This window comes from Mesorhizobium sp. P2_C4, from assembly GCF_056404575.1.
On record NZ_JBFUDT010000002.1, the window covers coordinates 1239543 to 1266155 of the forward strand.

The following is a 26613-nucleotide window of genomic DNA, read 5'->3' on the forward strand; positions in this document are numbered from 1 at the left end:
ATTCGCCGTGGCCGATGGCCGGTTGATTGCAAAGTCTGCGGTGCTCAGTGCGCCACTGCCGCCGCCGCTGCCTCGTCGATGAGGCGGCCGCTGCGGAAGCGCTCGATGGTGAAAGGCGCGTTGATCGGATGCGGATCGTCTTTCGCTATGGTGTGGGCAAAGACATGGCCCGAGCCCGGCGTCGCCTTGAAGCCGCCCGTGCCCCAGCCGCAATTGACGTAGAGGCCTGATACCGGCGTCTTGGCCAGGATCGGCGAACGGTCGGGCGTCACATCGACGATGCCGCCCCAGGAACGCAGCATCTTCATGCGCGTGAACATCGGGAACATCTCGCAGATGGCGTCGAGCGTATGCTGGAGAATGTGCAGGCCGCCGGTCTGCGAATAGGAGACATACTGGTCGGTGCCGGCGCCGATCACCAGTTCGCCCTTGTCGGACTGCGAGATATAGGCGTGCACCGTGTTCGACATCACCACGCATGGGAATACCGGCTTGACCGGCTCCGACACCAGCGCCTGCAGCGGATAGCTTTCCAGCGGCATGCGCACGCCGGCCATGTTCATGATCACCGAGGAGTGGCCGGCGGCGACCACGCCGACCTTCTTGGCGCCGATGAAGCCGCGCGTCGTATCGACGCCCATGACCGCGCCGTTCGGCGCCCGCTTTACCCCGGTGACTTCGCAGTTCTGGATGATGTGGACGCCACGCGCCGAAGCGCCGCGCGCATAGCCCCAGGCAACCGCATCGTGCCGCGCCGTGCCGCCGCGGCGCTGCAGCGCCGCACCGACGACGGGATAGCGGGCGTCCTTGGAGATGTTGAGCGGCGGGCAAAATTCCTTCGCCGCTTCCGGCGATAACCATTCATTGTCGATGCCGTTCAGCCGGTTGGCATGGACATGGCGCTTCAGCACCTGGATGTCGTGCACATTATGGGCCAGCATCATGACGCCGCGCGGCGAATACATGACGTTGTAGTTGAGCTCCTGGCTGAGCCCGTCCCACAGCTTCAGCGCGTGATCGTAGATGCCGGCGCTCTCGTCATAGAGATAGTTGGAGCGGATGATGGTGGTGTTGCGGCCAGTGTTGCCGCCGCCGAGCCAGCCCTTTTCCAGCACCGCGACATTGGTGATGCCGTGCACCGTGGCGAGATAATAGGCCGTCGCCAGCCCATGGCCGCCGGCGCCGACGATGATGACGTCGTATTCCTTCTTCGGCTCCGGCGAGGACCACTGTTCCTCCCAGCCCTTGTGGCCGCGCATGGCCTCGCGGGCGATGGCGAATACCGAATATTTTTTCACGTTCCAGCCTCGCGCCAAAGGTCTCGCGGATTGCCGCCGGGCATTCGTTCAGGCTCCGGCGCGCGAGGTGTATCACTAGCGAAACAGCGCTGCCACCCTTGCGCTGTTTGCGACGGCGCTTGCCGTTTTGCGCCGCGACCAAAATGACGCATCCGGGGCTGGCCGATCGGACCGCCTTTCGCCACTATCCCTCCGGTTCAGGGATTCGGAGGACGATTGGGTAACGCCTGGTGGAATCTGACATTGCGCTTCTTGCTGGAGCTTGCCGCTTTGCTCGGCCTCGGCATGGCAGGCTGGAGTTTTTCCGGTGGGTGGTGGCGCTGGCTCCTCGCCTTGGCCGTGCCACTTATCGCGGCCGCGCTCTGGGGAACCTTTGCCGTGCTCAACGATCCAAGCCGCTCGGGGCGCGCACCGGTGCCGGTTCCCGGCGCGGTGCGGCTGGTGCTTGAACTCGTCATCCTGTTCGGCGGCGCAGCCGGATTCTATGCGGCCGGCTACGTGACCACGGGCATCATCGTCGCCTTGCTGATTGTCGTCAGCTACGCGTTTTCGCTCGACCGGCTCGGCTGGCTGCTAAGGCAATAGCTCGTGTTGACCGCCTTCGCAGGTATCGGGTGGCTCGCGCCGCCCCTGTCTGCGACCAAAGCATCCAATTGCCGGCGAAGCTGGCGCGAACAAAAGGATGCAGAAAAATGCTCGCACTCGCCAACAAGGTCGCCATCATCACCGGCGCCAGTTCCGGCATCGGCCGCGCCACGGCAAAACTCTTTGCCGAGGAAGGCGCCAGGATCATCGTCGCTGCCCGCCGCCAGGCCGAGCTTGACGCGCTTGTCGCCGAAATCGAGGACGCCGACGGCACGGCGATCGCCCTTGCCGGCGACGTCACCGAAGAAGCCTATGCAAAAGCCCTCGTCGAACTGGCGGTCGGCAGGTTCGGTGGGCTCGATATCGCCTTCAACAATGTCGGCTCGGTCGGCGCCATGGGTCCCATCTCGGAATTGTCACTCAAAGGCTGGCAAGAGGCGCTCGACACCAATTTGACCAGCGCATTCCTCGGCGCGAAGTATCAGGTGCCGGCAATGGTCGAACGCGGCGGCGGCTCGCTGATCTTCACCTCGACCTTTGTCGGCAATACGGTCGGCATGCCCGGCATGACCAGCTATGCCGCGAGCAAGGCCGGGCTGATCGGATTGACGCAGGTGTTGGCCGCCGAATACGGCCCCAAGGGCGTGCGGGTCAACGCGCTGATGCCGGGCGGCACCGACACGCCGGCAAGCATCACCAACGCACCGGATGCCGGTCCCGAGGTGCTGGCTTTTGTTGAAGGCCTGCATGCGCTGAAGCGCATTGCGCGGCCGGAAGAGATCGCCCGCTCGGCGCTCTATCTGGCTTCGGACGCGTCGAGCTTCACCACCGGAACGGCGCTGTTTGCCGATGGCGGCGTCTCGATCAACCGGACGTGATGCATTTTGTGGCCGGCGCGCCCGCGCGCAGGCCACAATGTCTCAAAACCGGCCTTGCTTTTTCGGCGCGATTTGGCGATTCCGTCTGTCTTCGAAGACTTCTGTTCGAAGACGGGCGGGAACCATGCTGCTGATCAGAACCTATGTTGCGGCGAGTGCCATCGAAGGCGTCGGCGTGTTCGCCGCCGACCCGATCAGCAAGGGGGCGTCGATCTGGCGGCTCGATCCGGATTTCGACCGGCTGATCCCGATGGAGAAATATGAGGCGGCACCCTCGCATCTCAGGGAATTGCTCGACAGATACGCCTATCCAAGCCCCGACCGGCCCGGCTTCATGGTCTATGAGGTCGACAATGGGCGCTTCATGAACCATGCCGACAGGCCGAACACGGATTTTTCGCAGTACGGTGGAGCCACCGCCACCCGCGACATCGCGGCGGGCGAGGAAATAACCTGCGATTACGGCGAATTCTTCGAGGGTTTCGAAGAGCTTCACCTGGCCACGGCTTAAAAGCACGATCCCGAAAAGTGGGAACCGGTTTTCGGAAAAGATCGTGCTCAAACAAGAGTCACCGTTTATCTCATGGCGACCACCGCCGCTTTGGCCGCTGATGTGCATTTCGGCTGTGGACAGCGCGGCCTGATTCTGCTATCAGCCGCCACAATTCGTGGTGGAAACCGCTGCGGAGGCTAGTGGCTATGGCCGCTTGCCTGTTGATATCAAACCCGAAAGACAGGATTGCCCGTGCAGGTACTCGTCCGCGACAACAATGTTGATCAGGCGCTTCGCGCGCTCAAGAAAAAGATGCAGCGCGAAGGCATTTTCCGCGAAATGAAGATGCGCGGACATTACGAGAAGCCTTCCGAGAAGCGCGCCCGTGAAAAGGCCGAGGCCGTGCGCCGCGCCCGCAAGCTGGCCCGCAAGCGTGCCCAGCGCGAAGGTCTGCTGCCGATGACGCCGCGCCCCGTGGCGGCTGGTGCTGCCGGCGGTCCTGGTGGCGCTCCGCGTCCGCCGCGGTTCTGACGCCAATTTTTCGTCCTTTTTGAAGGATATCCAAGGTGGCGCGATGCGGAATCGCCGCCACCTTTTTGTTTTGACGTGTGACCCGGCCCGGAGGGGGGACCCGGACTGAGCGACGCGACTGAAGTGAGGACAGGGCAGACATGAACGCAATCAGCGTAGAGCGCAGGACTGCATTGCGCGGTTTCGCCCTGACGGCAGCCCTGATTTCCGGGTTGGCGCTTGCTGGCTGCCAGACGGCCCCGACCGGCGAATTCAACAACATCGACAAGGCGCAGGGCTCGAGCGAGAACATTTCCTCGCTGTCGGCCGTGATCCAGCGCAGCCCACAGGATCCGGAAGGCTACAATGTGCGCGGCTCGGCCTATGGCCGCGGCGGCCAGTATCAGGCGGCGCTGAACGACTTCGACACCGCCATTCAGCTCAATCCGAATTTCTACCAGGCTTATTCGAACCGCGCCCTCATCCAGCGCTTCCTCGGCAATCAGGCAGCGGCGCTTGCCGACTACAACCGCTCGATCCAGATCAATTCGAATTATGACGCCGCCTATATCGGCCGCGGCAATCTCTATCGCAAGGCAGGCAAGACCCAGGACGCCTTCAACGATTTCCAGAAGGCGATCCAGCTCGACACCACTGATGCGCGCGCCTACCACAACCGCGGCCTGATCTATCAGAGCCAGGGCCAGCATGCCTTCGCCATCGAGGATTTCTCCACCGCCATCTCGCTGGCGCCGGACGCTGCCGAACCCTACAACGGCCGCGGCCTCTCCTACCTCGCCATGAACGACGAGGACAACGCCTTCGCCGACTTCAACATGGCCATCAAGCTCGACGGCAAGAACGCCGAGGCCTGGGCCAACCAGGCGCTGGTCTATGAGCGGCGCGGCGACAAGGTCAAGGCGTCGAAGGCCTATCGCGAGGCGGTCCATCTCGACCCGACCTACCAGCCGGCCAAGGACGGCCTGTCGCGCACTTCCAGCGCCACCGCCGGCTGATCCCAGCCGGCGCGACGCCTGCCGTCACCAGCGCCATTCGTGGACGGCAGGTCGTCAACGATATCGACTTCTACCGGCGCTATCCCCAGGATTTCCATGGCACGGTGCTGATCGAACTGCCGGACCAAGGCCCTCTGGACAAGGCCTGGTCAGCACTTGGGCGTCTGTGGCGCCACTAGAGCGCTCCGACCAGCACACTGTCACCTCATGTTAACCAGCGAGGGCAAAGCGTTAACCCTTGCCTTGATCGCGCCAAGTTTTCGGCGGAACGCTCCGGGCTATTCAACCGTTGTTGAAGGCAATTTTCGAAAGGACTGAACCATGATCAAGAAAATCATCTGTGCCGCGGCACTCGCCAGCACCGCTTTCGTCGCTCCCGCCGGCGCTGGCAAGCTTCAACTCGGCACACTCGATTGCACCATCGACGGTGGCGTCGGTTACGTCGTCACGTCGAACAAGGGCGTCGACTGCACCTTCCGCCCCTACCACCATGGACCGTCCGAGAAATACACGGGGATGATCTCCAAGCTCGGCGTCGATCTCGGCCAGACGCATCAGGGCCAGCTGGTGTGGGCGGTTCTGGCTGCCACGCGCAGCCATGACCAGGGCGACCTTGCCGGCCATTATTACGGCGTCAACGCCGAGGCGAGCGTGGTGACCGGCGGCGGCGCCAACCTTCTCGTCGGCGGCCTGGACGGCGCCTTTGTGCTGGAGCCGCTCAGCGTGCAGGCGCAGACCGGCGTCAATGTGGCGGTTGCCGTGACCTCGCTGGAGCTGATCCACTCGTTCAAGTAAGCAAGTACTCGATCGGTTGCGGACGGCCTGTGAGACAGGCCGTCCGTTTTCGCGATCAGCGAAACGGCCGCGGCCCCGACTGGCCGTCTTCCCGGTATAGTGCTAGTATTGTTGCACGCCCTTGTTAGGAAGGGTGAACAGGAGTGATGCCTTTTAGTCCTCTCCTGTTTGATTTCCACCAGTCGAAGATTTCTTGCTGCAAGCAGTAGATTTGTCGCGAGGCTGGGATGCGGATTTTCGAGCGGCTGCGGGCCTGGTGGCCTCGGGGTTCCGGCGCACACGCCGGTGTTGACCGCCGAGAAATCTATGTTGTCCGCCAATATGCTGATCTGGCCCGGCTCCGTACCCACACGTTCGATTTGCACTTCAGACCGGCAAGCATCGTGATCGAGCCCGGCTTGGCCGGCCTCGATGAACGCACGTGCCGGCTGATCGGCGGCCAACTTTCGAAACACTTCGATGTTTGCGGATGCGATGCCGCTTCGCGCGCGGCGTTGATCGCGGCATCCGTCTATCTTTGCATCGTTCTGGTGACGCGGCAGGACAGCACCTATCCCTTCGGCTGGGCTCATCTGCTGACAGCGTGCCTGATTTTCCTGGCCACCGGCACAAGCGTGTCGGTCGCCTCGCGCGTGGTGGCGCGGCATCGGGCGAAGACAGTTTTGGTCCGGTTGATGCGCCGTGAATACGGCCGTGATCTCGAAAGCATGGAAATGAGGACTGTAGCTCTGCCAGAATGAGAGGAAGCCCCGATGTCGAGCGTGTGGTCATGGCTTTGCCAGATACGCTACCGTCCTGCCTGGTTGCTGGCGCTCGCCTTTCTGCTTCTGCTGCTTCTGTTCCTGTTGGGCCGCTGGCTTTTCCTGGCCTATCTGACACTGCTGGCGGTGCTCGGCGCCATCGCCGGCATGCGAATCCTGCTTGGCATCCTCGCCAAGATCTGCTGGAAGGCGACCGCTGATCCCAAGGGGCAAGGGTCCGAAGGCCACCCGCCGTCGAAAGGCGTGAAGCTTCCGGGAACGATCTACAAGCGACCCGATCCGTTTCTGTATTCGCAGGGCTGGCTGATGTCGCTCGGCCTCGCCATCACCTGGGACAATCCCGATATCGATCTTTTCGACCCGGCCGATCCGTCGCCGTCCCCGGCACCGGTGCCCTCACACGAGTTGAAGCCGGCGAAGGCCTACACCGTCCAGGCCCGCATCTGGAACAACTCGCTCGAGGCGCCTGCCGTCAATCTCCTGGTCCGCTTCTACTACCTGTCTTTCGGCATCGGCACGGTGCGCAACTACATCGGCGAAACGCATGTCAATCTGGGCGTGAAGGGCTCGTCGCATTCACCTGCCTTGGCGAAAATTGGCTGGATGACGCCGGCATCCGCCGGCCACTACTGCCTGCAGGCCGAGATTGTCTGGGACGATGACGCCAACCCGCTGAACAATCTCGGCCAGAAGAACGTCGACGTGAAAAAACTCAATTCGCCCGACGCCACCTTCACCTTCCCGCTGCGCAACATTTCGGCCGACAATCGCAAGATCGCGCTCACCGCCGACGCCTATGCCATTCCGGCACTGCCTGCCTGCAAGCCCGCCGAGACCCAAAGGCCTTCCCGCGATGTCGGGCAAGGCCGTCTCGCGCCGCACCGGCGAGGTGCCCATCCGGTGCCCGAGGGATGGCTGATCGACTTCCACGGTGCCGAGCATCTCGAATTGCGCGCCGGCGAGGAGAAAATGGTGACCGTGAAAATCACGGCAACCGACGCCTTCGTGCCGATGCAGGCCATCAACATAAACGGCGTTGCCGGCGGCGATCTCGTCGGCGGCGTCACGCTTTATGTCCACAATTGAGGTGCTGCCATGAAACAAGGACCTCAATACACCTCTTGCGTCGAAGCCAACAATTTCACCACCATGGCCGAAATGACGGGGCTGGCGGTGCTGAACGCGCTGCTTGGCGGCGCCATCGCCGCAGCCCTCCTGGCCTTGTTCACCGGCGGCCTTGTCGTCGGTCCGATTGTCCTGGCAGCCATCGTCTCGGCCCTGAGGGTGGTGGTGGACTGGATGGTCAATGGCAAGCTCGTCTGCCTCTACCGCGACGAAAGCCACGCCTGCAAATGCGGTGACGGCGGCAATCAGATCTGCGCCGTCGGCCAGATCATCGACACCGAGGATGTCGGACAGGACAAGAACCCGATCGAAGACATCGACAATGACTACGCCATGAATGTCCTGCTCGCGCCGCTCAGCGTGAGCGAATGCTGGTCGGCGCGAAACAAGATCATGCTGGACCCCGACGGTCACGACTACCCCGCCGATAAAAAGCCGTTCCTTGCCGCGACCGACCCGTCACAGCCGCAAGGCGACCTCATTGCCGAGCAGGTGCCGCAGCTCAAGTTCTCGCCGTATCAGCGAACCGTCGTCTACAATCCGATGTACAACGCCTACAAGGCATGGACCGAGATCGTCGGGCGCGACTATGGCTGGGGGGCCGGCGAAGACAAGGACGCCTATGCCGATTTCCTGGTCAAGAACGGCTGGGGCAACGACACCACCAAGTTCGGAGTTCCGGTCCTGCACTGCGAATTCGAAGGCTCGCGGGCGCATGACGTGCTGAAGGCGCTGGATGCCTTCAGCCTCGGCGGATCATGGTGCAAGAAGAACTTCATCTTCGGCGCGCTGTGCAAGATCCTGCAAGCCATATTGGCGCCTCTGGCACTTCTCGCAGCCGCGGCAGCGTGGGCCCTAGCCGATGACGGTGACGCCGCCGACGCGCTGGTCGGCGGCGGGACCATCGGTGCCGACGACTGGGTGGTGGCGCGTGGGCGCTGGGTCTATGACGGCGGCCATGACGGCTGGAACGAGATGCATGCGACGCGCGTGGTCCAAAAGGTCGGACCGCAGTCGGTGCCCAAGGACCCGGTGCAGTTCAAGGCCTATATGGAGCATTGGTGCGATCTGCTCGCTGAGATCCCGCGTGTCGTTGACCCAGGCGTCCACCCTCTGACCCCGGAACAGCAAGCGGTGGACGACAACCAGAAACGCCCTGAGCATCAATGGACTGTCCACCCGGTGCTCGATGGCTGCACACCGGTCCACGATCCCGACCGCCCCCCGGACCTGCATTGAGTCCACCAATTTTTCAGCCGAGAGGAGACAGGCATGGATTTCATCGAAAGATGGTTTGGCGTTTCGCCGGACGGTGGCGATGGCTCGACGGAAGCGCTGTACATCCTGGCCATCGTCGTGTTCTTTGCTGCAGTCGCCGCATTGGTTTACTTGAAGCGCCGCAAGAAACCACTCTAGGTCGGCAAGCGCGCTCGAGAGGGGGGGTCCTGTGGCGAAAACTGCAACATTTGCCGCGGCGATAATGGCCGCAATGGCGTTCGCCTGTCCTGGTCGGGCGCAGGACCAGGGCATCGAACTCGGCACGCTCGATTGCGCCATCGGCGGCGGCACCGGTTTCATCTTCGGCTCGAGCAAGGATCTGAGCTGCACCTTCACTCCGGCCGACAAGAGCTTCGCGCCCGAAGCCTATTTCGGCGTCGTCAACAAATACGGTCTCGACATCGGCACGACCAAACAGACGGTGATGCAGTGGCTGGTGTTGACGCCGCTGAAAAACATCTATGCGCCGGGCGCGCTGGCCGGTGACTATGTCGGCGCCAGCGCCGAAGTGACGGCGGCGGTCGGCGCCGGCGCCAATCTGCTGGTCGGCGGCTCCTCGCAGGCCTTCACGCTGCAGCCGCTGAGCCTGCAGACGCAGACCGGCATGAACATCGCCATCGGCGTCAGCCAGTTCCAGCTGCGCAGTTCGGCGAACTGACGCTTCGTCATCCACGGGCGGAGCAAGGAGCGAAGCGACGCGGCGCAGACCCGTGGATGACGAAGCTGAGAGGCTTTCGGCCAATCGCGAACGCTGGCGGTAAAAAAGTCGCTTGAACTCAACCACGGTTGAGGTTTTACAAGCCTGCCCTTGCTGAAACAGCGCGCATGGCCCCGCCGGAAAGCCCCACTGGCTTCTGGTGCCATGCGCCGGCATCGAGATATGCAAAGGCAGGGTGGAAGTGATGACTGAAAGCACCAGCAACAAAGTCGACTGGCGCGCGCTGTGGACGAGCGGCGACCTGGCGCGCTTCTGCTTCATCAGCCTCGGCATCCTGCTGCACGCCACCAACGAGACGATGGTGGCGACAATCATGCCGGCGATGGTCGGCGACCTCGCCGGCGTGCAACTGGTCGGCTGGTCGCTGGCCATCTACGAGCTCGGCGCCATCGTCGCAGGTGCGGCCGCCGGCCGCATGGTCAGCTATGTCGCGCTGCGCTCCAACGTCACGGTCGCCGCTCTGCTCTATGCCGCCGGCGCGCTGATCTGCGCCACCGCCCCCTCCATGCCGGTGTTTCTCGCCGGCCGCCTGGTCGAGGGGCTGGGCGGCGGCGCGCTGGTATCGCTGGCCTTCGTCTCGGTCGAACGGCTGTTCAATCGCAACATCTGGCCGCAGCTTTTCGGCATCATGTCGGCAATCTGGGGCGTTGCCGCCTTCAGCGGCCCGATGCTCGGCGCGATTATGGTCGAGCTGTTGTCCTGGCGCTGGGCCTTCGGCGTCTTCGTGCTGGGCGGCATCGCCATGGCGCTGGCGAGTTTCATCGTGCTCAACACACCGGAAGCGACAAAGCCGCAAGCCGCCGCCGGCACCTCGCCGCCCTTCCCCTATGCCGCACTTGGCTGTCTCGCTATCGCCGTCATCTTGATCGCCACCGCCGGGGTCGACGTCGCCTTGGTGCGCTCCTCGCTGCTGCTCGTCCTCGGCCTCGCCGGCCTGGCGCTGTTCGTGGTCGTCGACGCCATGAAGCCGCGCTCGCGGCTGTTCCCGTCGGGCCTGTTTTCGTGGCGCTCGCCGGTCGGCAGCGGCATGACCATGGTTGCCGCCTTCTCGGTGGCGACCGTCTCATTTTCCATCTACGGGCCGCTGCTGCTCACAACGCTGCACGGTATTCCGATCCTCACCACCGGTTACATCATCGCCGCCGAATCGATCGCCTGGTCGATCCTGTCTATCGCCGTCGCCAATGCGCCGCTGGAGCGTGAACGGCAGATCCTCGTCATCGGCGCGCTGATGATTGCGGCCGGCCTCGCCGGTTTCGCCTACGCCATTCCTACTGGATCGATCCTGCTGATCCTCGTCTGCGCCCTGCTGCAAGGCGGCGGCTTCGGCGTGTCCTGGCCCTTCCTGACGCGCATCATCGTCGCCTCCGCCCGCGAGGGCGAGCAGACGATTGCCTCGGCCGCCGTGCCGACCATGCAGCGCATCGGCTACGCCGTCGGCGCCGCCATGGCCGGCATCATCGCCAATGCCAGCGGCTTCTCCGCCGGGTTGAACCGCGACGCCGCGGCCAGCGTCGCCGGCTGGCTGTTCCTGGCCTTCGTGCCGCTCGGTATCATTGGCTGCCTGGCGGCGTTGAGGATGGCTTTGACGGCAAGCCGGCCGCAATTGGCGACAGGCTGAAGCCATTGCCGAGATTGGCCAGTCGCCTCCCGGCCGGCCTGCTTCTCAAAGCGATGGAAGAACGCTGCGGATGTGATTTGCGAATGCCTCGACCGCCGGAGATCGCTCGGTCTCGGCAAAGGCGATCAGAATGCCAAGACGCGGCAGCTGAGGCAGCGGCGCGCCCAGAATATGCAGGTCGGATGGCACCGCCTCCTGCGTCATCACGCTGATCGCCAGGCCTGACCGCGCGACCGCGATCAAGCCGGCGAGGCTATTGCTCGCATAGGCGATCTTGTAGCGCAGCCCAGCCCGGGCCATCGCCTCGCAGGCCGCCTTGTGATCGATTGCATTCGACGCGGCCATTGCCAGCGGCACGGTGTCGCCGAAATCATAGAGGTCGAGCGCTGGCTTGCTGCCGACCCAGACCAGCCGTTCCGTGCGCACGACGCCTTGCGCATCGTGCGCATTCGAAACCAGCGCCAGGTCGATCTGACGTGCGTTGAGAAGCGTCCGCAATTCGACTGTCGGCGCCGAGACGACCTTGATCTCGACATCGGGATAGATCGTCCCGAAACTCTTCAGCAGCGCGGGAAAGAACGCGCTGAGATAATCCTCGGGGCTGCCGAAAACGATCGAACCGTGCAGGCCTTTCTCGGACAGCGCCGAGATCGCTTCGTCATGGATTTTGAGAATGCGCTCGGCGTAGACGAGGAAGCGCTCGCCGCTGCCCGTGAGCCGCACGCCGCTGCCGCTGCGATGAAACAGGCTCTGTCCCAGCGCCTCCTCGAGCCGCTGCACCTGCATGGTCACGGCCGACTGCGTGCGCCCGACCTGTATGGCCACCGCGCTCAGCGTTCCCGAATGCGCCGCCCGCACGAATGTCGCCAGGAGCTTGAGGTCGAGCGGGGCCTGCATATCAATTCCATTGATATCGGAATCCGATTACTATCAATTTTACTGCACCCGCGCCATCCGCTATTTTTTCCTCTTCAACGATTTGATGGAGTTGCGGCATGTCGAAAAACGCGGATCGAGAATTCTGGGCGGCGGCGCAGAAGCATTTGATACGCTACGGCGGCAGCTTCGAGCCCGCCATCATCGAGCGCGCCGCTGGCTCGTTCGTCTACGATGCCGACGACAGGCCGATCCTCGACTTCACCTCCGGCCAGATGAGCGCACTGCTCGGCCATTCTCATCCCAGGATCGTTTCGACGGTGACACGCCAGGTCGAAAAGGTAGCCCACCTGTTCAGCGGCATGCTGTCGAGGCCGGTGGTCGAACTTGCCGAACGGCTCGCAGCCCTGGCGCCGGGCCTCGACCGGGTCATGCTGCTTTCGACGGGCGCGGAATCCAATGAAGCCGCCATCCGCATGGCAAAGCTGGTGACCGGCAGGCACGAAATCGTTGCCTTCTCGAAGAGCTGGCACGGCATGACGGGTGCTGCCGCCTCGGCGACCTACAGCGCCGGCCGCAAGGGCTATGGCCCGGCCACGGTCGGGTCGCTGGCCATCCCCGCTCCCAACAGCTTCCGGCCGCGCTTCAAGCACGCCGATGGCTCGCTGGACTGGCGCACCGAACTCGACGATGCCTTCGATCTGATCGACAGCCAGTCGACGGGAAGCCTGGCGGCTTTTGTCGCCGAGCCGATCCTGTCGAGCGGCGGCATATTGGAGCTGCCACCAGGCTACTTGGCGGCGCTCAAACAGAAGTGCCGCGAGCGCGGCATGCTGCTCATCCTCGACGAAGCGCAGACCGGCATCGGCCGCACCGGAGATATGTTCGCCTTCCAGAGGGACGGCGTGACACCTGATATTCTCACTCTGTCCAAGACCATCGGTGCCGGCCTGCCGCTGTCGGCAGTCATGACAACAGCCGACATCGAAGACGCCGCACACGAAAAAGGGTTCCTATTCTACACCACGCATGTCTCCGACCCGCTGCCGGCGGCAGTCGGCCTCGCCGTGCTCGACGTGGTGGAAGAAGAAAAGCTGGTCGACCGGGCCCGGCATATGGGTGCGCGTTTGTTCGAAGGGCTGTCGCGGTTGAAGCGGCGCTACGAATGCGTCGGTGACGTGCGCGGTCGCGGCCTTCTGCTCGGCGTCGAGATCGTCAAGGAGGGCAAACTCCCTGACCACCAGCTCGGCGCGACAATCGCGGCAGAAGCGTTCCGGCGCGGGCTCAGCATGAACATCGTCAAGCTTCCCGGCATGGGCGGAGTCTTCCGCATTGCCCCACCGCTGACCATCTCCGAACAGGAGCTGGATCTCGGCCTGCGGATCATTGCGGAGTCGATCGAAGCCTCGCTTGCCGCGAGCGCACCAGGTGTTGCGGCGGAGTGAGCCCGGCGGCGGCCGGGAGGCCGCTCAGACCACGATCGTCTTCAGCCGTTCTGCAATCAGCGCGGCAAGCCGCGCCGCCACTTCGTCCTTGCTCATCTCGGGCCATTCCTCGACGCCGGTCTTCGACACGATCCGCACCCGGTTGCGATCGCCGCCCATGACGCCGGAAGAGCCGACGCCGCTGTCATGCGAGACATCGTTGGCGACGATGAAATCCGCGCCCTTCTTCTTCAGCTTGGCCTCGGCATTGGCAATCAGGTCCTGCGTTTCGGCGGCGAAGCCGACGACCAGTCCGGGGCGCTTCTGGTGATGACCGACGCTGGCGAGAATATCGGGGTTTTCGACCATCTGCAGCGCCGGCGGCCCTTCGCCCGCCACCTTCTTGATCTTCTCGCCGGCCGAATTGGCGGTGCGCCAGTCGGCGACGGCGGCGACGAACACCGCGGCGTCCGCCGGCAGCAACTGCTCGACCGCCGCTTTCATCTCGGCCGCAGTCTCGACATGCGTCGTCGCAACGCCGGCCGGATCGGCAATGCTGACCGGACCGGAGACAAGTTGGACGTCAGCGCCCAGCCTCGCCAGCGCCGCCGCAATCGCATGGCCTTGTTTGCCCGACGAGCGGTTGGCGATGTAGCGCACCGGGTCGATCGGCTCATGCGTCGGCCCCGAGGTGACGATGATCTTTCTGCCGGCCAGCGGCTTCGGCCTGCTTTCGAGCAGCGCTTCGATGGCGGCGACGATCTCCAGCGGCTCGGCCATACGGCCTTCGCCGGCCTCGTTGCTTTCGGCCATTTCGCCTTTGGCCGGGCCAACGAAAGCGATGCCGTCCTTGGCCAGTGTCGCGCGATTACGCCGGGTCGCCGGATGCGACCACATTTTCGGGTTCATCGCCGGCGCCAGCAAGACCTTCTTGTCGGTGGCGAGCAGCACGGTCGATGCCAGGTCGTTGGCATGGCCGTTGGCGAGCTTGGCCATCAGGTCGGCTGTGGCCGGCGCGACCACCAGAAGGTCGGCCTCGCGAGACAGTCTGATATGGCCGACATCGTGCTCATCATTGCGGTCGAACAGTTCGGTAAAGACATGGTCGGCCGAAAGCGCGCCGACCGACAGCGTGGTGACAAATTCCTGCGCCGCTGATGTCATCACCACGCGCACCGCAGCACCGCGCTCGCGCAGCCGGCGGATCAGGTCGAGCGCCTTGTAGGCGGCAATGCCGCCACCGATGATGAGCAGGATGCGCTTGCCTGACAAAGAGCCACGCGGCGACGACTTGCCCGAAACAGCGACGGCAGAAGTCGCTTGTTGGTCTCGACCTGCCAGCGCGCGCAGCGTCTTCTCGATCTGGTCGATGCGGTCGGCCTGTCCTGCCCGGCCCTCAACCGCCGCCCGGATCATCAGCCGCGCCTGCTCTTCCATCGAGCAACCATTCTCTGCCGCCAGCTGCCGCAGCAGATCCTTCACGTCATCATCGAGGTTGCGGATGGTGATGCTGGCCATGTGATTGCACTCTTTAGGTCGTCACGAATGCAATGATAGCAATGCTATCGCCGGTCAGCAATCACAAGATATTCCACGCGATATAGACCAGCGTCAGCGCGATCACCCACAGCGCCAGCCGGCCGGAGCGGGTGTAACGCGCTTCGGCCTTGCCGATGGCGCGCGATGTAGCTTCGTCGAAGCGCAGGCCGTGCTCGGCCATCAAGTCGATCTCGCGCGACAAACGCTCGGTGCGGGCGGCGAGTTCCGGCGCCTGGCGGGCCAGTGCCAGCATCGCCTTGGCACCGTCGCGCGCGTCGACCAGAATGCCGCGCGGGCCAAGATTGCCGGCAATCCAGTCGCCGACCACCGGCTCGGCCGTCTTCCACATGTTGAAGGCCGGGTCGAGCGTGCGGGCGACACCTTCGACCACCACCATGGTCTTCTGCAGCAGGATCAATTCGGGCCGCGTCGCCATGTCGAATAGCTCGGTGACCTCGAACAACAGCGTCAGCAGCTTGGCCATCGAGATGGTTTCGGCCGGCTGCCCATGGATCGGCTCGCCGATGGCGCGGATCGCCTGCGCGAAGGCCGCGACATTGTGCTGGCGCGGCACATAGCCGGCCTCGAAATGCACCTCGGCAACGCGCAGATAGTCGCGGGTGATGAAGCCGTAGAGGATTTCGGCGAGGAAGCGGCGCTCCTTCTTGCCGAGCCGGCCGGCAATGCCGAGATCGACGGCAACGATGGTGCCGTTGCCCTCGACGAACAGGTTTCCCGGATGCATGTCGGCATGGAAGAAGCCGTCGCGCAGCGTATGGCGCAGGAACGACTGGATCAGGTTGCCGGCGATGGTTTTCAGATCGTGGCCGAAGGCCGCGAGGCCGGCAACGTCGTTCATCTTGATGCCGTCGACCCACTCCATGGTCAGCACGTCGCGGCCGGTGCGCTCCCAGTCGACGGACGGCACGCGAAAGCCAGGATCGTCCTTGGTGTTCTCGCCGAGTTCGGAAAGCGCCGCCGCTTCGAGCCGCAAATCCATCTCGATCTTGGTGGTCTGCGCCAGCGTCTCGGTCACCTCGACCGGCCGCAGGCGGCGCGACGACGGGATGTACTTTTCCTGCAGGCGGGCGGCGAGGAAATAGCTTTCGAGATCGTGGAAGAAGCGGCGGCGCACGCCCGGCCGGATGACTTTTACCGCCACCTGGGTAGCGACACCGTTCTGCACGGTTTCAGCTGTGTGGACCTGGGCGATCGAGGCGGCAGCGACAGCATCCCCAAAGCGGACGTAAAGCTCGCCGATCTTGCGCCCGAGCGAGGCTTCGATCGCGGCCACCGCCTCAGCCTGCGGAAACGTATGCATCTTGTCCTGCAGCATGGCGAGATCGACCGCCATGTCGTTGCCGACGACGTCAGGCCGCGTCGCCAGGAACTGCCCGAGCTTGACGTAGGATGGGCCGAGCCGGACGACCGCCTTGGCCAGCCGATCGCCGCGTTCATAGGCAAGTGCACGGCGGCGGGTGAACAGCCGCGCCATGCGCCAGCCGAATTTCGGCAGGCCGGACAGCTCGTCGCCCGGCAAGGCGGCGACGACACCCTCGCGCACCAGCACCCAGCCGGCCCGTGCGAGCCGAAAAGCCGCGCCGACGGTGCTCATGGCAGCACTTGCCCTGCCGGCTTTCTAAACCGGCGCAGGGCACATCGAACGTGAAAAATACGGGCCAGCCTCAAAGCTTCCAGCCCGAATGCAGGGCGGCGATGCCGGCCGAATAGTTGCGGAAGGAGACGCGATCGAAGCCAGCGCGGGTGATCATGGCAGCAAAATTCTGCTGGTTGGGAAATTTGCGGATCGATTCGACCAGGTAGGAATAGGGCTCGCCGTCGCCGGTGACCGCCTTGCCGATCCTGGGAATGGCGTTGAACGACCAGGCCTCATAGGCCTTGTCGAGCAGCGGCATGTCGACCTCGGAAAATTCGAGGCAGAGCAAACGTCCGCCGGCCTTAAGCACGCGGAACGCTTCACTGAGCGCCACATCGATGCGCGGCACGTTGCGAATACCGAAGGCGATCGTATAGGCGTCGAATGTGGCGTCGGCGAAAGGCAATTCCTCGGCATTGGCCTCGACAAAATCGGTGTTGTCGGACAGGCCCTTTTTCTCGGCCCGGACACGGCCGACCGAGAGCATCGAGCCGTTGATGTCGAGGATGGTGGCATGGGCATTGCGGTGGCTCGCCTCGACGATGCGGAAGGCGACGTCGCCGGTGCCGCCGGCAACATCGAGCACCTTCCAGCCTGGCCGTTTCGGCGGATTAAGCCATGTCACCATGGCGTCCTTCCACAGCCGGTGCAGTCCAGCCGACATCAGATCGTTCATCAGATCGTAGCGGTTGGCTACCTTGTGGAAAACGTCGTTGACCAGGGACTGCTTGTCGTCAGCCCCTACACGCTTGAAACCATAGGAGGTTTCCATGCCACCCGCGGCCGTTGTTCTCTCGACTGACATTATTGTGATCCGTCATAAAACCGGCGGGACCATAGCCGATCGATGGTGCGGGCGCTATTGTTTAAGGCGCGGTGTTCGGCCGCGCTTCCCTGTCGTGGCATCATGCCAATGTGGCCACGATCTGGATTGACCTGACGGGATGATTGAATGCCTTTGAAAGCAGAACTGCACTGCCACATCGAAGGGGCGGCTGCCCCCGAACTCGTCATCAGCCAGGCGCAGAAATACGGCAAGGACACCTCGCCCTATATCCAGGACGGCTCCTTCGTCTGGCACGATTTCACCTCGTTCCTCGCCGCCTATGATTTTTCCGCCGACCTGTTCCGCACCGAAGAGGACTATGCCCGGCTGGCCGATCACTATCTGACCAGCCTCGCCCGCGACGGCGCCATCTATTCCGAAGTCTTCACCTCGCCGGATCACGCCAAAAAAGCCGGCCTGTCGCCCAAGGCCTATACCGACGCGCTCGGCGAAGGCATGGCCCGCGCCAAGGCCAAGACCGGCATCGAGGGCCGCATGATCGTCACCGGCGTGCGTCATGTCGGCGTCGAATCGATCGAGCAGGCGGCGCGCTTCGCGGCCCGCTGCGGGCATCCGTTGGTGACCGGCTTCGGCGTTGCCGGCGACGAGCGCATGGGCGACTTCGAGGACTATGTCAGGGCCTTCGAGATCGCCCGCGAGGCCGGGCTTGGCATCACCATCCATGCCGGCGAACTGATGGGCTGGGAGAGCGTCCAGGCGGCACTCGACCACATCCGCCCGTCGCGCATCGGCCACGGCGTGCGCGCCATCGAGAACCCCGACCTCGTCCGGCGCATCGCCGACGAAGGCGTCGTGCTCGAATGCTGCCCCGGCTCCAACATCGCGCTCAAGGTTTTCGACAGCTTCGCCGACCACCCCTTTCCGGCGTTGAAAGCGGCGGGCTGCAAGGTAACGCTCAACTCCGACGACCCGCCCTATTTCTGGACGTCTCTGAAGCGCGAATACGCCATCGCCGCCGAGCATTTTGCGATGGACGACAAGGCGCTCGCTGCGGTCACCCGCACGGCAATAGAGGCAGCCTTCGTCGATCGGAAGACCAAGACGGCGCTGCTGGCCAAGCTCAACGGCGCCGCGCGCTGATTTCTCCCGACAAAACTGTGGTCGGTGCCGGCCAGGCGGTTCCTTGGCCGGCGCATTGTCGCTAGGGTCGTTCCAGCAGCCGGAAGCGCAGCGCGTCCGAATGGATCTATGCGCACACTTTTGGGCGACACGCATTTAGGAGAACACCATGCAGGGCGTCACCGTCGTCGACCACCCGCTTGTCCAGCACAAGCTGACCATCATGCGCAAGAAGGAGACCTCGACGGCCGGCTTCCGGCGGCTGCTGCGCGAGATTTCACTGCTGCTCGGCTATGAAGTCACCCGCAACCTCGAACTGACCACGACCACCATCGAAACGCCGATCGAAACCATGGAGGCGCCGACGCTGGAGGGCAAGAAGCTGGTCTTCGCCTCGGTGCTGCGCGCCGGCAACGGCCTGCTCGAAGGCCTGCTCGATCTGGTGCCGGCGGCGCGCGTCGCCCATATCGGCCTCTACCGCGACCACGAGACGCTGGAAGCGGTCGAATATTTCTTCAAGGCGCCGAGCGACCTCGCCGACCGGCTGGTGATCGTCGTCGATCCGATGCTGGCCACCGCCAATTCGGCGATCGCGGCTATCGACAAGCTGAAGGGACGCGGCGCCACCAACATCCGCTTCCTCTGCCTGTTGGCGGCGCCCGAAGGCATCGAACGTTTCACCAAGGCGCACCCGGATGTTCCGGTCTTCACCGCCTCCATCGACCGCCAGCTCAACGAGAAAGGCTACATCATGCCGGGTCTCGGCGACGCCGGCGACCGCATGTACGGGACGAAATAACCATCACGGCCGTTTACCGCTCGTTTACGCAACGGCACGGTTTCGGCGCGCGTTAAAGCCGCAAACACCATGTCGGAACTAGGGTCGGCGCTCACAAAGGCCGACCCATGCTGCGCACAGTTCTCATCTTTTGCGTGCTTGCCGCGACATCGGTACTGATCCCGTTCGCCTATCAATCGAATCCGCAAATGTTCGACAGTACGCCGAAATCGGCGGCTGAGGCCGAACCGGCGGCTGATCCGCAACTGAAGCTGGCCGCGGCCCCTGACAAGCCGCCAGTGCCACAACCGTTCGGCCGCAAGGTGCTGGTCGCAGCGGACGCGCGAGGGCATTTCACCACGTCGTTCAAGCTCAACGGCCGTCAGGTCGACGGCCTGATCGACACCGGCGCCACGCTGGTCGCCATCAACACGTCGACAGCACGCAGGATCGGCATTTCACTGAACCAGGCGGATTTCAACCAACAGGTCAACACCGCCAACGGCGCCATCAAGGCAGCCGTGGTGAGCATCGATCGCCTGCAGATCGGCAAGATCACGGTCGAGGACATCCAGGCCGTCGTGCTCGACGACCGGGCGCTGCACACCAACCTGATCGGCATGAGCTTTCTGCAGCGGCTGGAAAAATACCAGGTCGAAGACGGCACGCTGCTGCTCGTCCAGTAGGAGAGAACCTTCCCGCCTCTGCCTACCCGCGCGGCAGGATCCGCCGGATCACGCTCTTGTCCGCCGCCGGCTTCGAAGTTCCGACCACATAGGCCGAAAGCACGGCGGCGGCGGCCGCCTCCGCATCCGCCTCCGTGCGGGCATGGACCAGCGCCAGCGCCTCACCGACCCGCACCTCCGCACCCACCGGCAACAGCCTGGTGATGCCTACGGCATGGTCGATCTTGTCATCCGGCCGCGTGCGCCCGCCACCGAGGCCGACGACCGCTAGCCCGATGTCGCGGGTGGCGATGCCGGTGACAAAGCCGTTGGCGGTCGCCTTGACCGCGAATTCCGTTGCCGCCTTCGGCAGATATTTTTCCGGCTTCTCGACGAAGTCGGCGGGACCGCCAAGGGCGGACACCATGCGTGCGAAGATGGCGGCGGCGCGACCGCCGGCAAGCGTCTCGGCGGCGCGCCGCATGCCGTCCTGGTTGGACGTCACCAGGCCTGTCGACTGCAACATCTCGGCCGCCAGCGCCAGCGTCACATCCTCCAGCCGCTTGTCACGGACCCGGCCGGTGAGGAAGTCGACCGCATTGCGCACCTCGACCGCATTGCCGGCCGCCGACGCCAGCGGCTCGTTCATGCCCGTGATCAGCGCCGAGGTCTTCAGGCCGGCGCCATTGGCGACCTCGACCAGGCTGTTCGCCAGCGCCGTTGCGTCGCGCGACTTCTCCATGAAGGCGCCATTGCCGACCTTGACGTCGAGCACCAGCGACTGCAGGCCGGCGGCAAGCTTCTTCGACAGGATGGAGGCGGTGATCAGCGGCACGGATTCGACCGTTCCCGAGATATCGCGGATCGCATAGAGCCTGCGATCAGCCGGCGCCAGATCGGCGGTCTGGCCGATGATGGCGCATCCGGTCTCGAGCACCGTCTTGCGGAAGCGCGCAATATCCGGCTGGCTGATATAGCCGGGGATGGCGTCCATCTTGTCCAGCGTGCCGCCGGTATGGCCGAGGCCCCGGCCTGATATCATCGGCACATAGGCGCCGCAGGCGGCAACGATCGGCGCCAGCATCAGCGAGACATTGTCGCCGACGCCGCCTGTCGAATGCTTGTCGGTGACCGGTCCCGGCAGGTCCGACCAGTCGAGCACATCGCCGGAATCGCGCATCGCCAGCGTCAGCGCCACCGCCTCGTCGCGGCTCATTCCGTTGAAGAACACCGCCATGGCGAAGGCGCCGACCTGGCCGTCCGAGACGGTGCCCGATGTCAGGCCCTCGATGAAGCCGTCAATCTCCTGCGTCGACAGCTTCTGGCCATCGCGCTTGCGGCGAATAATCTCTTGCGGAAGCATCAGGCCTGGACCTTGCTCTCCGGCAGCCCATCCTCGAACACACGCCGGAGGATTGTCGCCAGCCGCGCGCCGCCGATCGGCGCCATGTCCTTGGTTTCCTGATGCGAAAGCTCCGCCCCGGTCATCCCTGCGGCGAGGTTGGTGACCACCGAGCAGGCGGCGACACGCAGGCCGAGGAAGCGGGCGAGAATGACCTCCGGCACGGTCGACATGCCGACCGCATTGGCGCCCATGATGCGCGCCATGCGGATTTCCGCCGGCGTCTCGAAGCACGGTCCGGAAAACCACATATAGACGCCCTTGTGCAACGCCGTGCCCGTCGCCTTCGCCGCTTTCTCGATCGCCGAGCGAATGCCGGCATCATAGGCTTCGGTAAGACCAACGAAACGACGGTCGCTCGGCTCGCCGATCAATGGATTGGAGCCCGAGAAATTGATGTGGTCGGTGATCAGCATCACTGAGCCCGGCCCCATCTCCGGATCGACCGAACCGGCCGCATTGGTCAGAATCAGCTTGGTGATGCCGATGCCCGCCAGCACTTCCAGCGCCGGCCGCATCGCCGCCGCGTTGCCGTGCTCGTAATAATGGGCGCGGCCCGACAGCATCAGCACCGGCGTGCCAGCGAAAAGCCCAGCCACCACCTCGCCGGCATGGCCGGTGACGCCGCTTCTGGGAAAGCCCGGCAAATCCGCATAGGAGATGCGCACCGCATCCTCGACCTGGTCGACAAGCCCGCCAAGGCCCGAGCCCAGCACCAGCGCCGTGGTCGGCGCCAGTCCGTCCAGCCGCTCAACGAGATGGTCCAGCGCTTCCTTCATTTCAGCCATCTCTTCATTTCAACCAGTTCTTCATTTCAAAATGTCGCCCCGGAATCCATAGGGCAGCATGTCGCCCATGGTCACGGTTTCGACCACGCCAGCATTGTCGCACAGATAGAGTTTCGTTTCCGGCTGACAGAATTCCGCCAGCCTTTGCCGGCAGCCGCCACAGGGCGAAACTCTGCCTATGCGCTCGGCGATGACAGCGATCTCCGTGATCTTGCCGCCGCCACCCATGATATAGTGGCCAAGCGCCGTGGTTTCGGCGCACCATCCCTCCGGAAAGGACGCATTCTCGACATTGGCGCCAACGAAAACCCGGCCGTCCTCGGTGCGCAACGCAGCGCCGACCGGGAATTTCGAATAGGGCGCATAGGCCTTGGCCATGGCGGCTTGCGCCGCTTCGAACAGATCATGCGACATTAAGTTCAGCGTTCCTTGACGTAGGGCACACCGCCGGCGCGCGGCGGGATGGCCTTGCCGATGAAGCCGGCAAGCAGGATGACGGTGAGGATATAGGGCAGAGCCTGCATCAACTGTACTGGCACCTTGCCGATCACCGGCAGCGGCGTGCCTTGCAGGCGGATCGCCAGCGCATCGAGGAAGCCGAACAACAGGCAGGCAAACATGGCGTTGACCGGTTTCCACTTGGCGAAGATCAGGGCGGCAAGTGCGATATAGCCCTTGCCGGCGGTCATGTCCTTCACGAAGCCGCCATTCTGGGCCATCGACAGATAGGCGCCGGCAACGCCGGTGAGGATACCGGTGCAGATCAGCGCCCGGTAGCGCAGCCACGCCACCGAGATGCCGGCCGTATCGACAGCGGCCGGGTTTTCGCCGACGGCGCGCAGGCGCAGGCCAAAGCGGGTGCGAAACAGCACCCACCAGGTGAAGGGCACCATGAAGAAGGCGAGATAGACCAGCACCGAATGGCCCGACAGCAGTTCCGAATAGATCGGGCCGAGGACCGGCACGTCCTTGACGGCATCGGCGCCGGGCAAGGTGATCGCCTCGAACCGCTCTTCCGGCGCCAGCGCCGGTGTGCGCCCGCCCTGCTGAAACCAGTGCTGGCCGAGCATGATGGTTGACCCCGCGGCAATGAAATTGATTGCCACGCCGGAGACGATCTGGTTGCCGCGATGGGTGATCGAGGCAAAGCCGTGGATCATAGCAAAAGCGACCGAGATCAGGATGGCCATGCCGAGGCCAAGAAAGGCGGAATGGAAGACCGAGGCGGCGGCGGCACCGGCAAAGGCGCCGACCAGCATCTTGCCCTCGAGCCCGATGTCGAAGATGCCGGCGCGCTCGGAATAGAGGCCAGCGAGACAGGCAAGCAGCAGCGGCACCGACAGGCGGATGGTCGAGTCGAGTATCTGGACGATAGCGATGAAGACATCCATCTCAGGCGCCCTTCCCTTTGACCGCTTCGATGCCGACAGATCTCGGGCTGAACGAGGCGAACAGTGCCTGGACATAAGGCCGGAACATGTGCTCGAGCGCACCCGCAAACAGGATGACCAAGCCCTGGATGATGACGATCATGTCGCGGCTGATGGCCGGCATCTCGAAAGCGAGTTCGGCGCCGCCCTGATAGAGCATGCCGAACAGGATCGCCGCCAGCACGATGCCGACCGGATGCAGGCGTCCCATCAGCGCCACGGCGATGCCGACGAAACCGGCGCCGGAGACGAAATCGAGCGCCACATTGTGCTGGTCGCCCATGGTCGGGTTGAGCGCCATCATGCCGGCCAGCGCACCCGAGATCATCATGGCGATCATGATGATGCGGGTTTCCGAAATACCGGCATAGCGCGCCGCCTTCGGGCTGTGGCCATAGGTGCGCATCTCGTAGCCGAGCTTGGTGCGCCAGATCAGCAGCCAGACCACAAACGCCATCAGCAGCGCCAGAAGGAAGGTGATGTTGAGCGGCGCCGAACGTATCTTGGCGCCGAACAGTTCGATGACCCAGTTCAGCTTCGGCAGTTGCGCGCCCTCGAGGAAGGTGCGCGTCTGCGGCGCCATCGAGCCGGCCGGCTTCAGGAAACCGACCAGGGCATAGACCATGACGCTGGCCGCAATGAAGTTGAACATGATGGTGGTGATGACGATGTGCGAGCCGCGCTTGGCCTGCAGATAGGCCGGGATCAGCGCCCACAGCGCCCCCATCGCAGCAGAGGCGATGATCGCCAGCGGGAAGGTGAGCCACCAGGGCAGCACGCTGTCGAAGGCAAGGCAGACGATGCCGATGCCGAGACCGGCAATATAGCCCTGGCCCTCGCCGCCGATGTTGAACAGGCCGCAATGCGCGGCAACCGCCACCGAGAGCCCGCTGAAGATGAAGGTGGTGGCGTAGAACAGCGTAAAGGCGATGCCCGTCCCCTTGCCGAAGGCGCCTTCGACCAGGATGACGGCGGCGCGGAACGGATTTTCGCCGACAAGAATGACGACGAAGCCGGCGACGACGAAGGCGACGAACAAGTTGATCACCGGGATCAGCCCATAATCGGCCCAGGCCGGCAGCTTGGCATAGGGCGTGCTCATTCTGCAGCCTCCTGGTGCTCGACACCGGCCATCAGCAGGCCAAGCTCACCTTCGGTGGCCTCCGCGCCGCGCTCGCCGACGATGCGGCCGGCAAACATCACCAGGATGCGGTCGGAGAGCGAACGGATCTCGTCCAGCTCGACGGAAACCACCAGCACCGCCTTGCCCTGGTCGCGCATGGCGATCAGGCGCTTGTGGATGAATTCGATGGCGCCGACATCGACGCCGCGCGTCGGCTGGCCGACGATCAACACGCCGGGATCCTGCTCCATTTCCCGCGCCAGCACGATCTTCTGCTGGTTGCCGCCGGAGAAATTGGCGGTCTTGAGCCGGCAGTCGGCCGGGCGAATGTCGTATTTGCCGATCTTGTCCTTGGCATCGTTGCGGATGGCATCGATGTTGAGGAACGGCCCCTTCAGATAGCGTTCGTCGTCGTGGTAGCCGAGGATCGAGTTCTCGTTCTCCTCGAAGGCCAGCACCAGTCCGACATGATGGCGGTCCTCCGGCACATGGGCGAGCCCGCGGTCGCGCAATTCGCCGGGATCGGCGGCCCCGGTCAGGTCGATCGGCTTGCCGTCGAGCATGACGGAACCGGAGACGGCCCGCCTGATGCCGGAAATCGCCTCGAGCAATTCAGATTGGCCATTGCCGGCAACGCCGGCAATGCCGACGATCTCGCCGGCGCGGATGTCGAAGGAAATGTCGTCGACCATGGTGACGCCACGCGAATCCTTTACCGTCAGGTTCTTGACCGCCAGCTTGACGCCTCCGGCCTCCGCCTCGCCCTTCTCGACCCTCAGCAGCACGCGCCGGCCGACCATCAGCTCGGCCAGTTCCTCGACCGTCGTCTTGGCAGTCTCGCGCGTCGCCACCATCGTGCCCTGGCGCATGACCGAAACCGTATCGGTGATGGCCATGATCTCGCGCAATTTGTGGGTGATCAGCACCACCGTTTTGCCCTGCTCCTTCAACTGCTTGAGGATGCGGAACAGATGGTCGGCTTCGGCAGGCGTCAGCACGCCCGTCGGCTCGTCGAGGATCAGGATCTCGGCGCCGCGATAGAGCGCCTTGAGGATTTCGACGCGCTGCTGCAGGCCGACCGGCAATTCCTCGATGATCGCATCGGGATCGACTTCCAGCCCGTATTCGCGCTCGAGGCGCTCCAGTTCGGAGCGTGCCTTGGCGATGCTCTTCTTCAGCAGAGCATCGCTTTCGGCGCCGAGAATGACGTTTTCCAGCACCGAGAAATTGTCGACCAGCATGAAGTGCTGGTGCACCATGCCGATGCCGAGCGCGATGGCGTCGTTGGGCGTCTTGATCGACGCCGGCTTGCCGCCGACATGGATCTCGCCGCTGTCGGCCTGGTAGAAGCCGTAGAGGATCGACATCAGCGTCGACTTGCCGGCGCCGTTCTCGCCGACGATACCGTGGATGGTGCCACGGACGATTTCCAGATTGATGTCGCGGTTGGCGCGCACGGCGCCAAAACTCTTGTTGATGCCGATAAGCTCGATTGCGGCTTGCGCCATGCAGCCTGTCCCACTCTTATTTTTTTATCGCTTGGTCAAAACGCCTAGCATGATGCCCCGCCCCTGCCAATCGGCCGAAGCGGTGCTCACTCTCGACAAATCCCTGCGTGCTTGTCAATTTCGAACATGGCCGCGACCTTCACATTCGCTAATATGGCAAATCCGAATTCGCAGCATTTTGGAGCTGCGTGAGCCAAGACCGGGGATTCTTAAGATGATCATGCCTGCCGACCGGCTGACGACGCTGGAAATCCGCGCCACCGAGCAGGAGAAGACCATCGACGAACTGTCCGGCCAGATCGCCGAGCAGTGGAAGGTGATCGAGCGCATGCAGCGCAAGTTAGACGCTTTGGCCGACCGCTTCCTGGCCCTGGAGGAACAGTCTGCATCCGATGTGCCGGTGACCAAGCCGCCGCATTGGTGAGAGCCCTGAGGGGAG

At 63.7% G+C, this 26613-nt stretch carries 28 protein-coding genes; 17 read left to right on the forward strand and 11 right to left on the reverse strand.

Annotation, left to right across the window (positions count from 1 at the left end; translation table 11 throughout):
- Positions 1 to 44 precede the first annotated feature (44 nt).
- Positions 45 to 1298 (reverse strand): sarcosine oxidase subunit beta, encoded by a 1254-nt coding sequence (locus AC1DX6_RS12280; RefSeq protein ID WP_477313529.1) that lies wholly within the window; start codon positions 1296 to 1298, stop codon positions 45 to 47.
- Positions 1299 to 1514: 216 nt separating this feature from the next.
- Here AC1DX6_RS12280 and AC1DX6_RS12285 point away from each other — a divergent pair, with 216 nt between their 5' ends.
- The 12 genes from AC1DX6_RS12285 to AC1DX6_RS12340 all read left to right on the forward strand — a co-directional run bounded on the left by AC1DX6_RS12285 (position 1515) and on the right by AC1DX6_RS12340 (position 11078).
- A complete protein-coding gene (locus AC1DX6_RS12285; protein ID WP_477313531.1) occupies positions 1515 to 1883 on the forward strand; it encodes a YrdB family protein in 369 nt (122 codons plus the stop codon).
- 107 nt (positions 1884 to 1990) lie between these two features.
- Positions 1991 to 2761 carry an SDR family oxidoreductase gene (locus tag AC1DX6_RS12290; RefSeq protein WP_477313533.1) on the forward strand — a complete coding sequence of 257 codons (771 nt, stop codon included), beginning with the start codon at positions 1991 to 1993 and terminating at the stop codon, positions 2759 to 2761.
- 124 nt (positions 2762 to 2885) lie between these two features.
- A complete protein-coding gene (locus AC1DX6_RS12295; protein WP_477313535.1) occupies positions 2886 to 3272 on the forward strand; it encodes an SET domain-containing protein in 387 nt (128 codons plus the stop codon).
- A gap of 234 nt (positions 3273 to 3506) precedes the next feature.
- Positions 3507 to 3785 carry a 30S ribosomal protein S21 gene (gene rpsU / locus AC1DX6_RS12300; protein WP_023671138.1) on the forward strand — a complete coding sequence of 93 codons (279 nt, stop codon included), beginning with the start codon at positions 3507 to 3509 and terminating at the stop codon, positions 3783 to 3785.
- A 140-nt stretch (positions 3786 to 3925) separates the two neighbouring features.
- The gene (locus AC1DX6_RS12305) at positions 3926 to 4780 is read left to right on the forward strand and encodes a tetratricopeptide repeat protein (protein WP_477313537.1); all 855 of its coding nucleotides are present in this window, start codon (positions 3926 to 3928) and stop codon (positions 4778 to 4780) included.
- A gap of 321 nt (positions 4781 to 5101) precedes the next feature.
- Entirely contained in the window at positions 5102 to 5575 is a 474-nt protein-coding gene (locus tag AC1DX6_RS12310) for a DUF992 domain-containing protein (protein WP_477313539.1), read from the forward strand.
- A 227-nt stretch (positions 5576 to 5802) separates the two neighbouring features.
- Positions 5803 to 6315 (forward strand): hypothetical protein, encoded by a 513-nt coding sequence (locus AC1DX6_RS12315; protein ID WP_477313541.1) that lies wholly within the window; start codon positions 5803 to 5805, stop codon positions 6313 to 6315.
- 12 nt (positions 6316 to 6327) lie between these two features.
- Positions 6328 to 7422 carry a hypothetical protein gene (locus AC1DX6_RS12320; RefSeq protein WP_477313543.1) on the forward strand — a complete coding sequence of 365 codons (1095 nt, stop codon included), beginning with the start codon at positions 6328 to 6330 and terminating at the stop codon, positions 7420 to 7422.
- A gap of 9 nt (positions 7423 to 7431) precedes the next feature.
- Positions 7432 to 8700, forward strand: a complete 1269-nt coding sequence (locus AC1DX6_RS12325; RefSeq protein ID WP_477313545.1) for a hypothetical protein — start codon at positions 7432 to 7434, stop codon at positions 8698 to 8700.
- A gap of 33 nt (positions 8701 to 8733) precedes the next feature.
- Positions 8734 to 8877, forward strand: coding sequence for an LPXTG cell wall anchor domain-containing protein (locus tag AC1DX6_RS12330; protein WP_477313547.1), 144 nt, complete (start codon positions 8734 to 8736; stop codon positions 8875 to 8877).
- A gap of 64 nt (positions 8878 to 8941) precedes the next feature.
- Positions 8942 to 9397 (forward strand): DUF992 domain-containing protein, encoded by a 456-nt coding sequence (locus tag AC1DX6_RS12335; RefSeq protein ID WP_477313711.1) that lies wholly within the window; start codon positions 8942 to 8944, stop codon positions 9395 to 9397.
- A gap of 244 nt (positions 9398 to 9641) precedes the next feature.
- Complete coding sequence (locus tag AC1DX6_RS12340) at positions 9642 to 11078, forward strand: MFS transporter (protein ID WP_477313549.1); 1437 nt, start codon at positions 9642 to 9644, stop codon at positions 11076 to 11078.
- A 45-nt stretch (positions 11079 to 11123) separates the two neighbouring features.
- Here AC1DX6_RS12340 and AC1DX6_RS12345 read toward each other — a convergent pair whose 3' ends face one another.
- Positions 11124 to 11975, reverse strand: a complete 852-nt coding sequence (locus AC1DX6_RS12345; RefSeq protein ID WP_477313551.1) for a LysR family transcriptional regulator — start codon at positions 11973 to 11975, stop codon at positions 11124 to 11126.
- A 98-nt stretch (positions 11976 to 12073) separates the two neighbouring features.
- Between AC1DX6_RS12345 and AC1DX6_RS12350 the strand changes: the two genes are divergently transcribed.
- Entirely contained in the window at positions 12074 to 13399 is a 1326-nt protein-coding gene (locus AC1DX6_RS12350) for an aspartate aminotransferase family protein (RefSeq protein WP_477313553.1), read from the forward strand.
- A 24-nt stretch (positions 13400 to 13423) separates the two neighbouring features.
- Here AC1DX6_RS12350 and coaBC read toward each other — a convergent pair whose 3' ends face one another.
- The 3 genes from coaBC to ubiE form a co-directional block, all read right to left on the reverse strand.
- Positions 13424 to 14896: a bifunctional phosphopantothenoylcysteine decarboxylase/phosphopantothenate--cysteine ligase CoaBC gene (gene coaBC / locus AC1DX6_RS12355; RefSeq protein ID WP_477313557.1), complete on the reverse strand. Its 1473-nt coding sequence runs from the start codon at positions 14894 to 14896 to the stop codon at positions 13424 to 13426.
- Between the two features lie 61 nt (positions 14897 to 14957).
- Positions 14958 to 16532, reverse strand: coding sequence for a 2-polyprenylphenol 6-hydroxylase (gene ubiB, locus AC1DX6_RS12360; protein ID WP_477313559.1), 1575 nt, complete (start codon positions 16530 to 16532; stop codon positions 14958 to 14960).
- A gap of 70 nt (positions 16533 to 16602) precedes the next feature.
- On the reverse strand, positions 16603 to 17379 hold the full coding sequence (ubiE, locus tag AC1DX6_RS12365) for a bifunctional demethylmenaquinone methyltransferase/2-methoxy-6-polyprenyl-1,4-benzoquinol methylase UbiE (protein ID WP_477313561.1): 777 nt from the start codon (positions 17377 to 17379) through the stop codon (positions 16603 to 16605).
- Positions 17380 to 17526: 147 nt separating this feature from the next.
- On the opposite strand from ubiE, the gene AC1DX6_RS12370 reads away from it, so the two are divergent.
- The 3 genes from AC1DX6_RS12370 (at position 17527) to AC1DX6_RS12380 (ending at position 19944) form a co-directional block, all read left to right on the forward strand.
- On the forward strand, positions 17527 to 18501 hold the full coding sequence (locus tag AC1DX6_RS12370; protein ID WP_477313563.1) for an adenosine deaminase: 975 nt from the start codon (positions 17527 to 17529) through the stop codon (positions 18499 to 18501).
- A gap of 148 nt (positions 18502 to 18649) precedes the next feature.
- A complete protein-coding gene (upp, locus tag AC1DX6_RS12375) occupies positions 18650 to 19279 on the forward strand; it encodes a uracil phosphoribosyltransferase (RefSeq protein ID WP_095084682.1) in 630 nt (209 codons plus the stop codon).
- Positions 19280 to 19386: 107 nt separating this feature from the next.
- Positions 19387 to 19944, forward strand: a complete 558-nt coding sequence (locus tag AC1DX6_RS12380; RefSeq protein WP_477313565.1) for a TIGR02281 family clan AA aspartic protease — start codon at positions 19387 to 19389, stop codon at positions 19942 to 19944.
- A gap of 22 nt (positions 19945 to 19966) precedes the next feature.
- Here the strand turns inward: AC1DX6_RS12380 and deoA are convergent, their stop codons facing one another.
- Genes deoA through AC1DX6_RS12410 form a run of 6 tightly spaced genes read right to left on the reverse strand, consistent with a single transcriptional unit; the run spans position 19967 to position 26174 of the window.
- Positions 19967 to 21286, reverse strand: coding sequence for a thymidine phosphorylase (deoA, locus tag AC1DX6_RS12385; protein ID WP_477313567.1), 1320 nt, complete (start codon positions 21284 to 21286; stop codon positions 19967 to 19969).
- A complete protein-coding gene (locus tag AC1DX6_RS12390; RefSeq protein ID WP_477313713.1) occupies positions 21286 to 22104 on the reverse strand; it encodes a purine-nucleoside phosphorylase in 819 nt (272 codons plus the stop codon). The genes deoA and AC1DX6_RS12390 overlap by 1 nt, the downstream gene beginning before the upstream one ends.
- A gap of 30 nt (positions 22105 to 22134) precedes the next feature.
- Complete coding sequence (gene cdd / locus AC1DX6_RS12395; RefSeq protein ID WP_477313569.1) at positions 22135 to 22527, reverse strand: cytidine deaminase; 393 nt, start codon at positions 22525 to 22527, stop codon at positions 22135 to 22137.
- Between the two features lie 5 nt (positions 22528 to 22532).
- The gene (locus AC1DX6_RS12400; RefSeq protein ID WP_477313571.1) at positions 22533 to 23504 is read right to left on the reverse strand and encodes an ABC transporter permease; all 972 of its coding nucleotides are present in this window, start codon (positions 23502 to 23504) and stop codon (positions 22533 to 22535) included.
- 1 nt (position 23505) lies between these two features.
- A complete protein-coding gene (locus AC1DX6_RS12405; protein ID WP_477313573.1) occupies positions 23506 to 24645 on the reverse strand; it encodes an ABC transporter permease in 1140 nt (379 codons plus the stop codon).
- Positions 24642 to 26174 (reverse strand): ABC transporter ATP-binding protein, encoded by a 1533-nt coding sequence (locus AC1DX6_RS12410; RefSeq protein WP_477313575.1) that lies wholly within the window; start codon positions 26172 to 26174, stop codon positions 24642 to 24644. The genes AC1DX6_RS12405 and AC1DX6_RS12410 overlap by 4 nt, the downstream gene beginning before the upstream one ends.
- Before the next feature lie 217 nt (positions 26175 to 26391).
- Here AC1DX6_RS12410 and AC1DX6_RS12415 point away from each other — a divergent pair, with 217 nt between their 5' ends.
- Positions 26392 to 26598, forward strand: a complete 207-nt coding sequence (locus tag AC1DX6_RS12415; protein WP_477313715.1) for a SlyX family protein — start codon at positions 26392 to 26394, stop codon at positions 26596 to 26598.
- Positions 26599 to 26613 lie beyond the last annotated feature (15 nt).

Excerpts from the sequence above, each read along its gene's own strand:
- AC1DX6_RS12370 (WP_477313563.1), top strand. The coding sequence starts at position 17,527 with ATGCCTTTGAAAGCAGAACTGCACTGCCACATCGAAGGGGCGGCTGCC.
- AC1DX6_RS12310 (WP_477313539.1), top strand. The coding sequence starts at position 5,102 with ATGATCAAGAAAATCATCTGTGCCGCGGCACTCGCCAGCACCGCTTTC.
- AC1DX6_RS12305 (WP_477313537.1), top strand. The coding sequence starts at position 3,926 with ATGAACGCAATCAGCGTAGAGCGCAGGACTGCATTGCGCGGTTTCGCC.
- AC1DX6_RS12295 (WP_477313535.1), top strand. The coding sequence starts at position 2,886 with ATGCTGCTGATCAGAACCTATGTTGCGGCGAGTGCCATCGAAGGCGTC.
- deoA (WP_477313567.1), bottom strand. The coding sequence starts at position 21,286 with ATGCTTCCGCAAGAGATTATTCGCCGCAAGCGCGATGGCCAGAAGCTG.
- AC1DX6_RS12315 (WP_477313541.1), top strand. The coding sequence starts at position 5,803 with ATGCGGATTTTCGAGCGGCTGCGGGCCTGGTGGCCTCGGGGTTCCGGC.
- AC1DX6_RS12345 (WP_477313551.1), bottom strand. The coding sequence starts at position 11,975 with ATGCAGGCCCCGCTCGACCTCAAGCTCCTGGCGACATTCGTGCGGGCG.
- ubiE (WP_477313561.1), bottom strand. The coding sequence starts at position 17,379 with ATGTCAGTCGAGAGAACAACGGCCGCGGGTGGCATGGAAACCTCCTAT.
- AC1DX6_RS12350 (WP_477313553.1), top strand. The coding sequence starts at position 12,074 with ATGTCGAAAAACGCGGATCGAGAATTCTGGGCGGCGGCGCAGAAGCAT.
- AC1DX6_RS12405 (WP_477313573.1), bottom strand. The coding sequence starts at position 24,645 with ATGAGCACGCCCTATGCCAAGCTGCCGGCCTGGGCCGATTATGGGCTG.
- AC1DX6_RS12330 (WP_477313547.1), top strand. The coding sequence starts at position 8,734 with ATGGATTTCATCGAAAGATGGTTTGGCGTTTCGCCGGACGGTGGCGAT.
- upp (WP_095084682.1), top strand. The coding sequence starts at position 18,650 with ATGCAGGGCGTCACCGTCGTCGACCACCCGCTTGTCCAGCACAAGCTG.
- AC1DX6_RS12400 (WP_477313571.1), bottom strand. The coding sequence starts at position 23,504 with ATGGATGTCTTCATCGCTATCGTCCAGATACTCGACTCGACCATCCGC.
- AC1DX6_RS12335 (WP_477313711.1), top strand. The coding sequence starts at position 8,942 with ATGGCCGCAATGGCGTTCGCCTGTCCTGGTCGGGCGCAGGACCAGGGC.
- AC1DX6_RS12340 (WP_477313549.1), top strand. The coding sequence starts at position 9,642 with ATGACTGAAAGCACCAGCAACAAAGTCGACTGGCGCGCGCTGTGGACG.
- AC1DX6_RS12390 (WP_477313713.1), bottom strand. The coding sequence starts at position 22,104 with ATGAAGGAAGCGCTGGACCATCTCGTTGAGCGGCTGGACGGACTGGCG.
- AC1DX6_RS12320 (WP_477313543.1), top strand. The coding sequence starts at position 6,328 with ATGTCGAGCGTGTGGTCATGGCTTTGCCAGATACGCTACCGTCCTGCC.
- coaBC (WP_477313557.1), bottom strand. The coding sequence starts at position 14,896 with ATGGCCAGCATCACCATCCGCAACCTCGATGATGACGTGAAGGATCTG.
- AC1DX6_RS12380 (WP_477313565.1), top strand. The coding sequence starts at position 19,387 with ATGCTGCGCACAGTTCTCATCTTTTGCGTGCTTGCCGCGACATCGGTA.
- ubiB (WP_477313559.1), bottom strand. The coding sequence starts at position 16,532 with ATGAGCACCGTCGGCGCGGCTTTTCGGCTCGCACGGGCCGGCTGGGTG.
- AC1DX6_RS12325 (WP_477313545.1), top strand. The coding sequence starts at position 7,432 with ATGAAACAAGGACCTCAATACACCTCTTGCGTCGAAGCCAACAATTTC.
- AC1DX6_RS12290 (WP_477313533.1), top strand. The coding sequence starts at position 1,991 with ATGCTCGCACTCGCCAACAAGGTCGCCATCATCACCGGCGCCAGTTCC.
- cdd (WP_477313569.1), bottom strand. The coding sequence starts at position 22,527 with ATGTCGCATGATCTGTTCGAAGCGGCGCAAGCCGCCATGGCCAAGGCC.
- AC1DX6_RS12410 (WP_477313575.1), bottom strand. The coding sequence starts at position 26,174 with ATGGCGCAAGCCGCAATCGAGCTTATCGGCATCAACAAGAGTTTTGGC.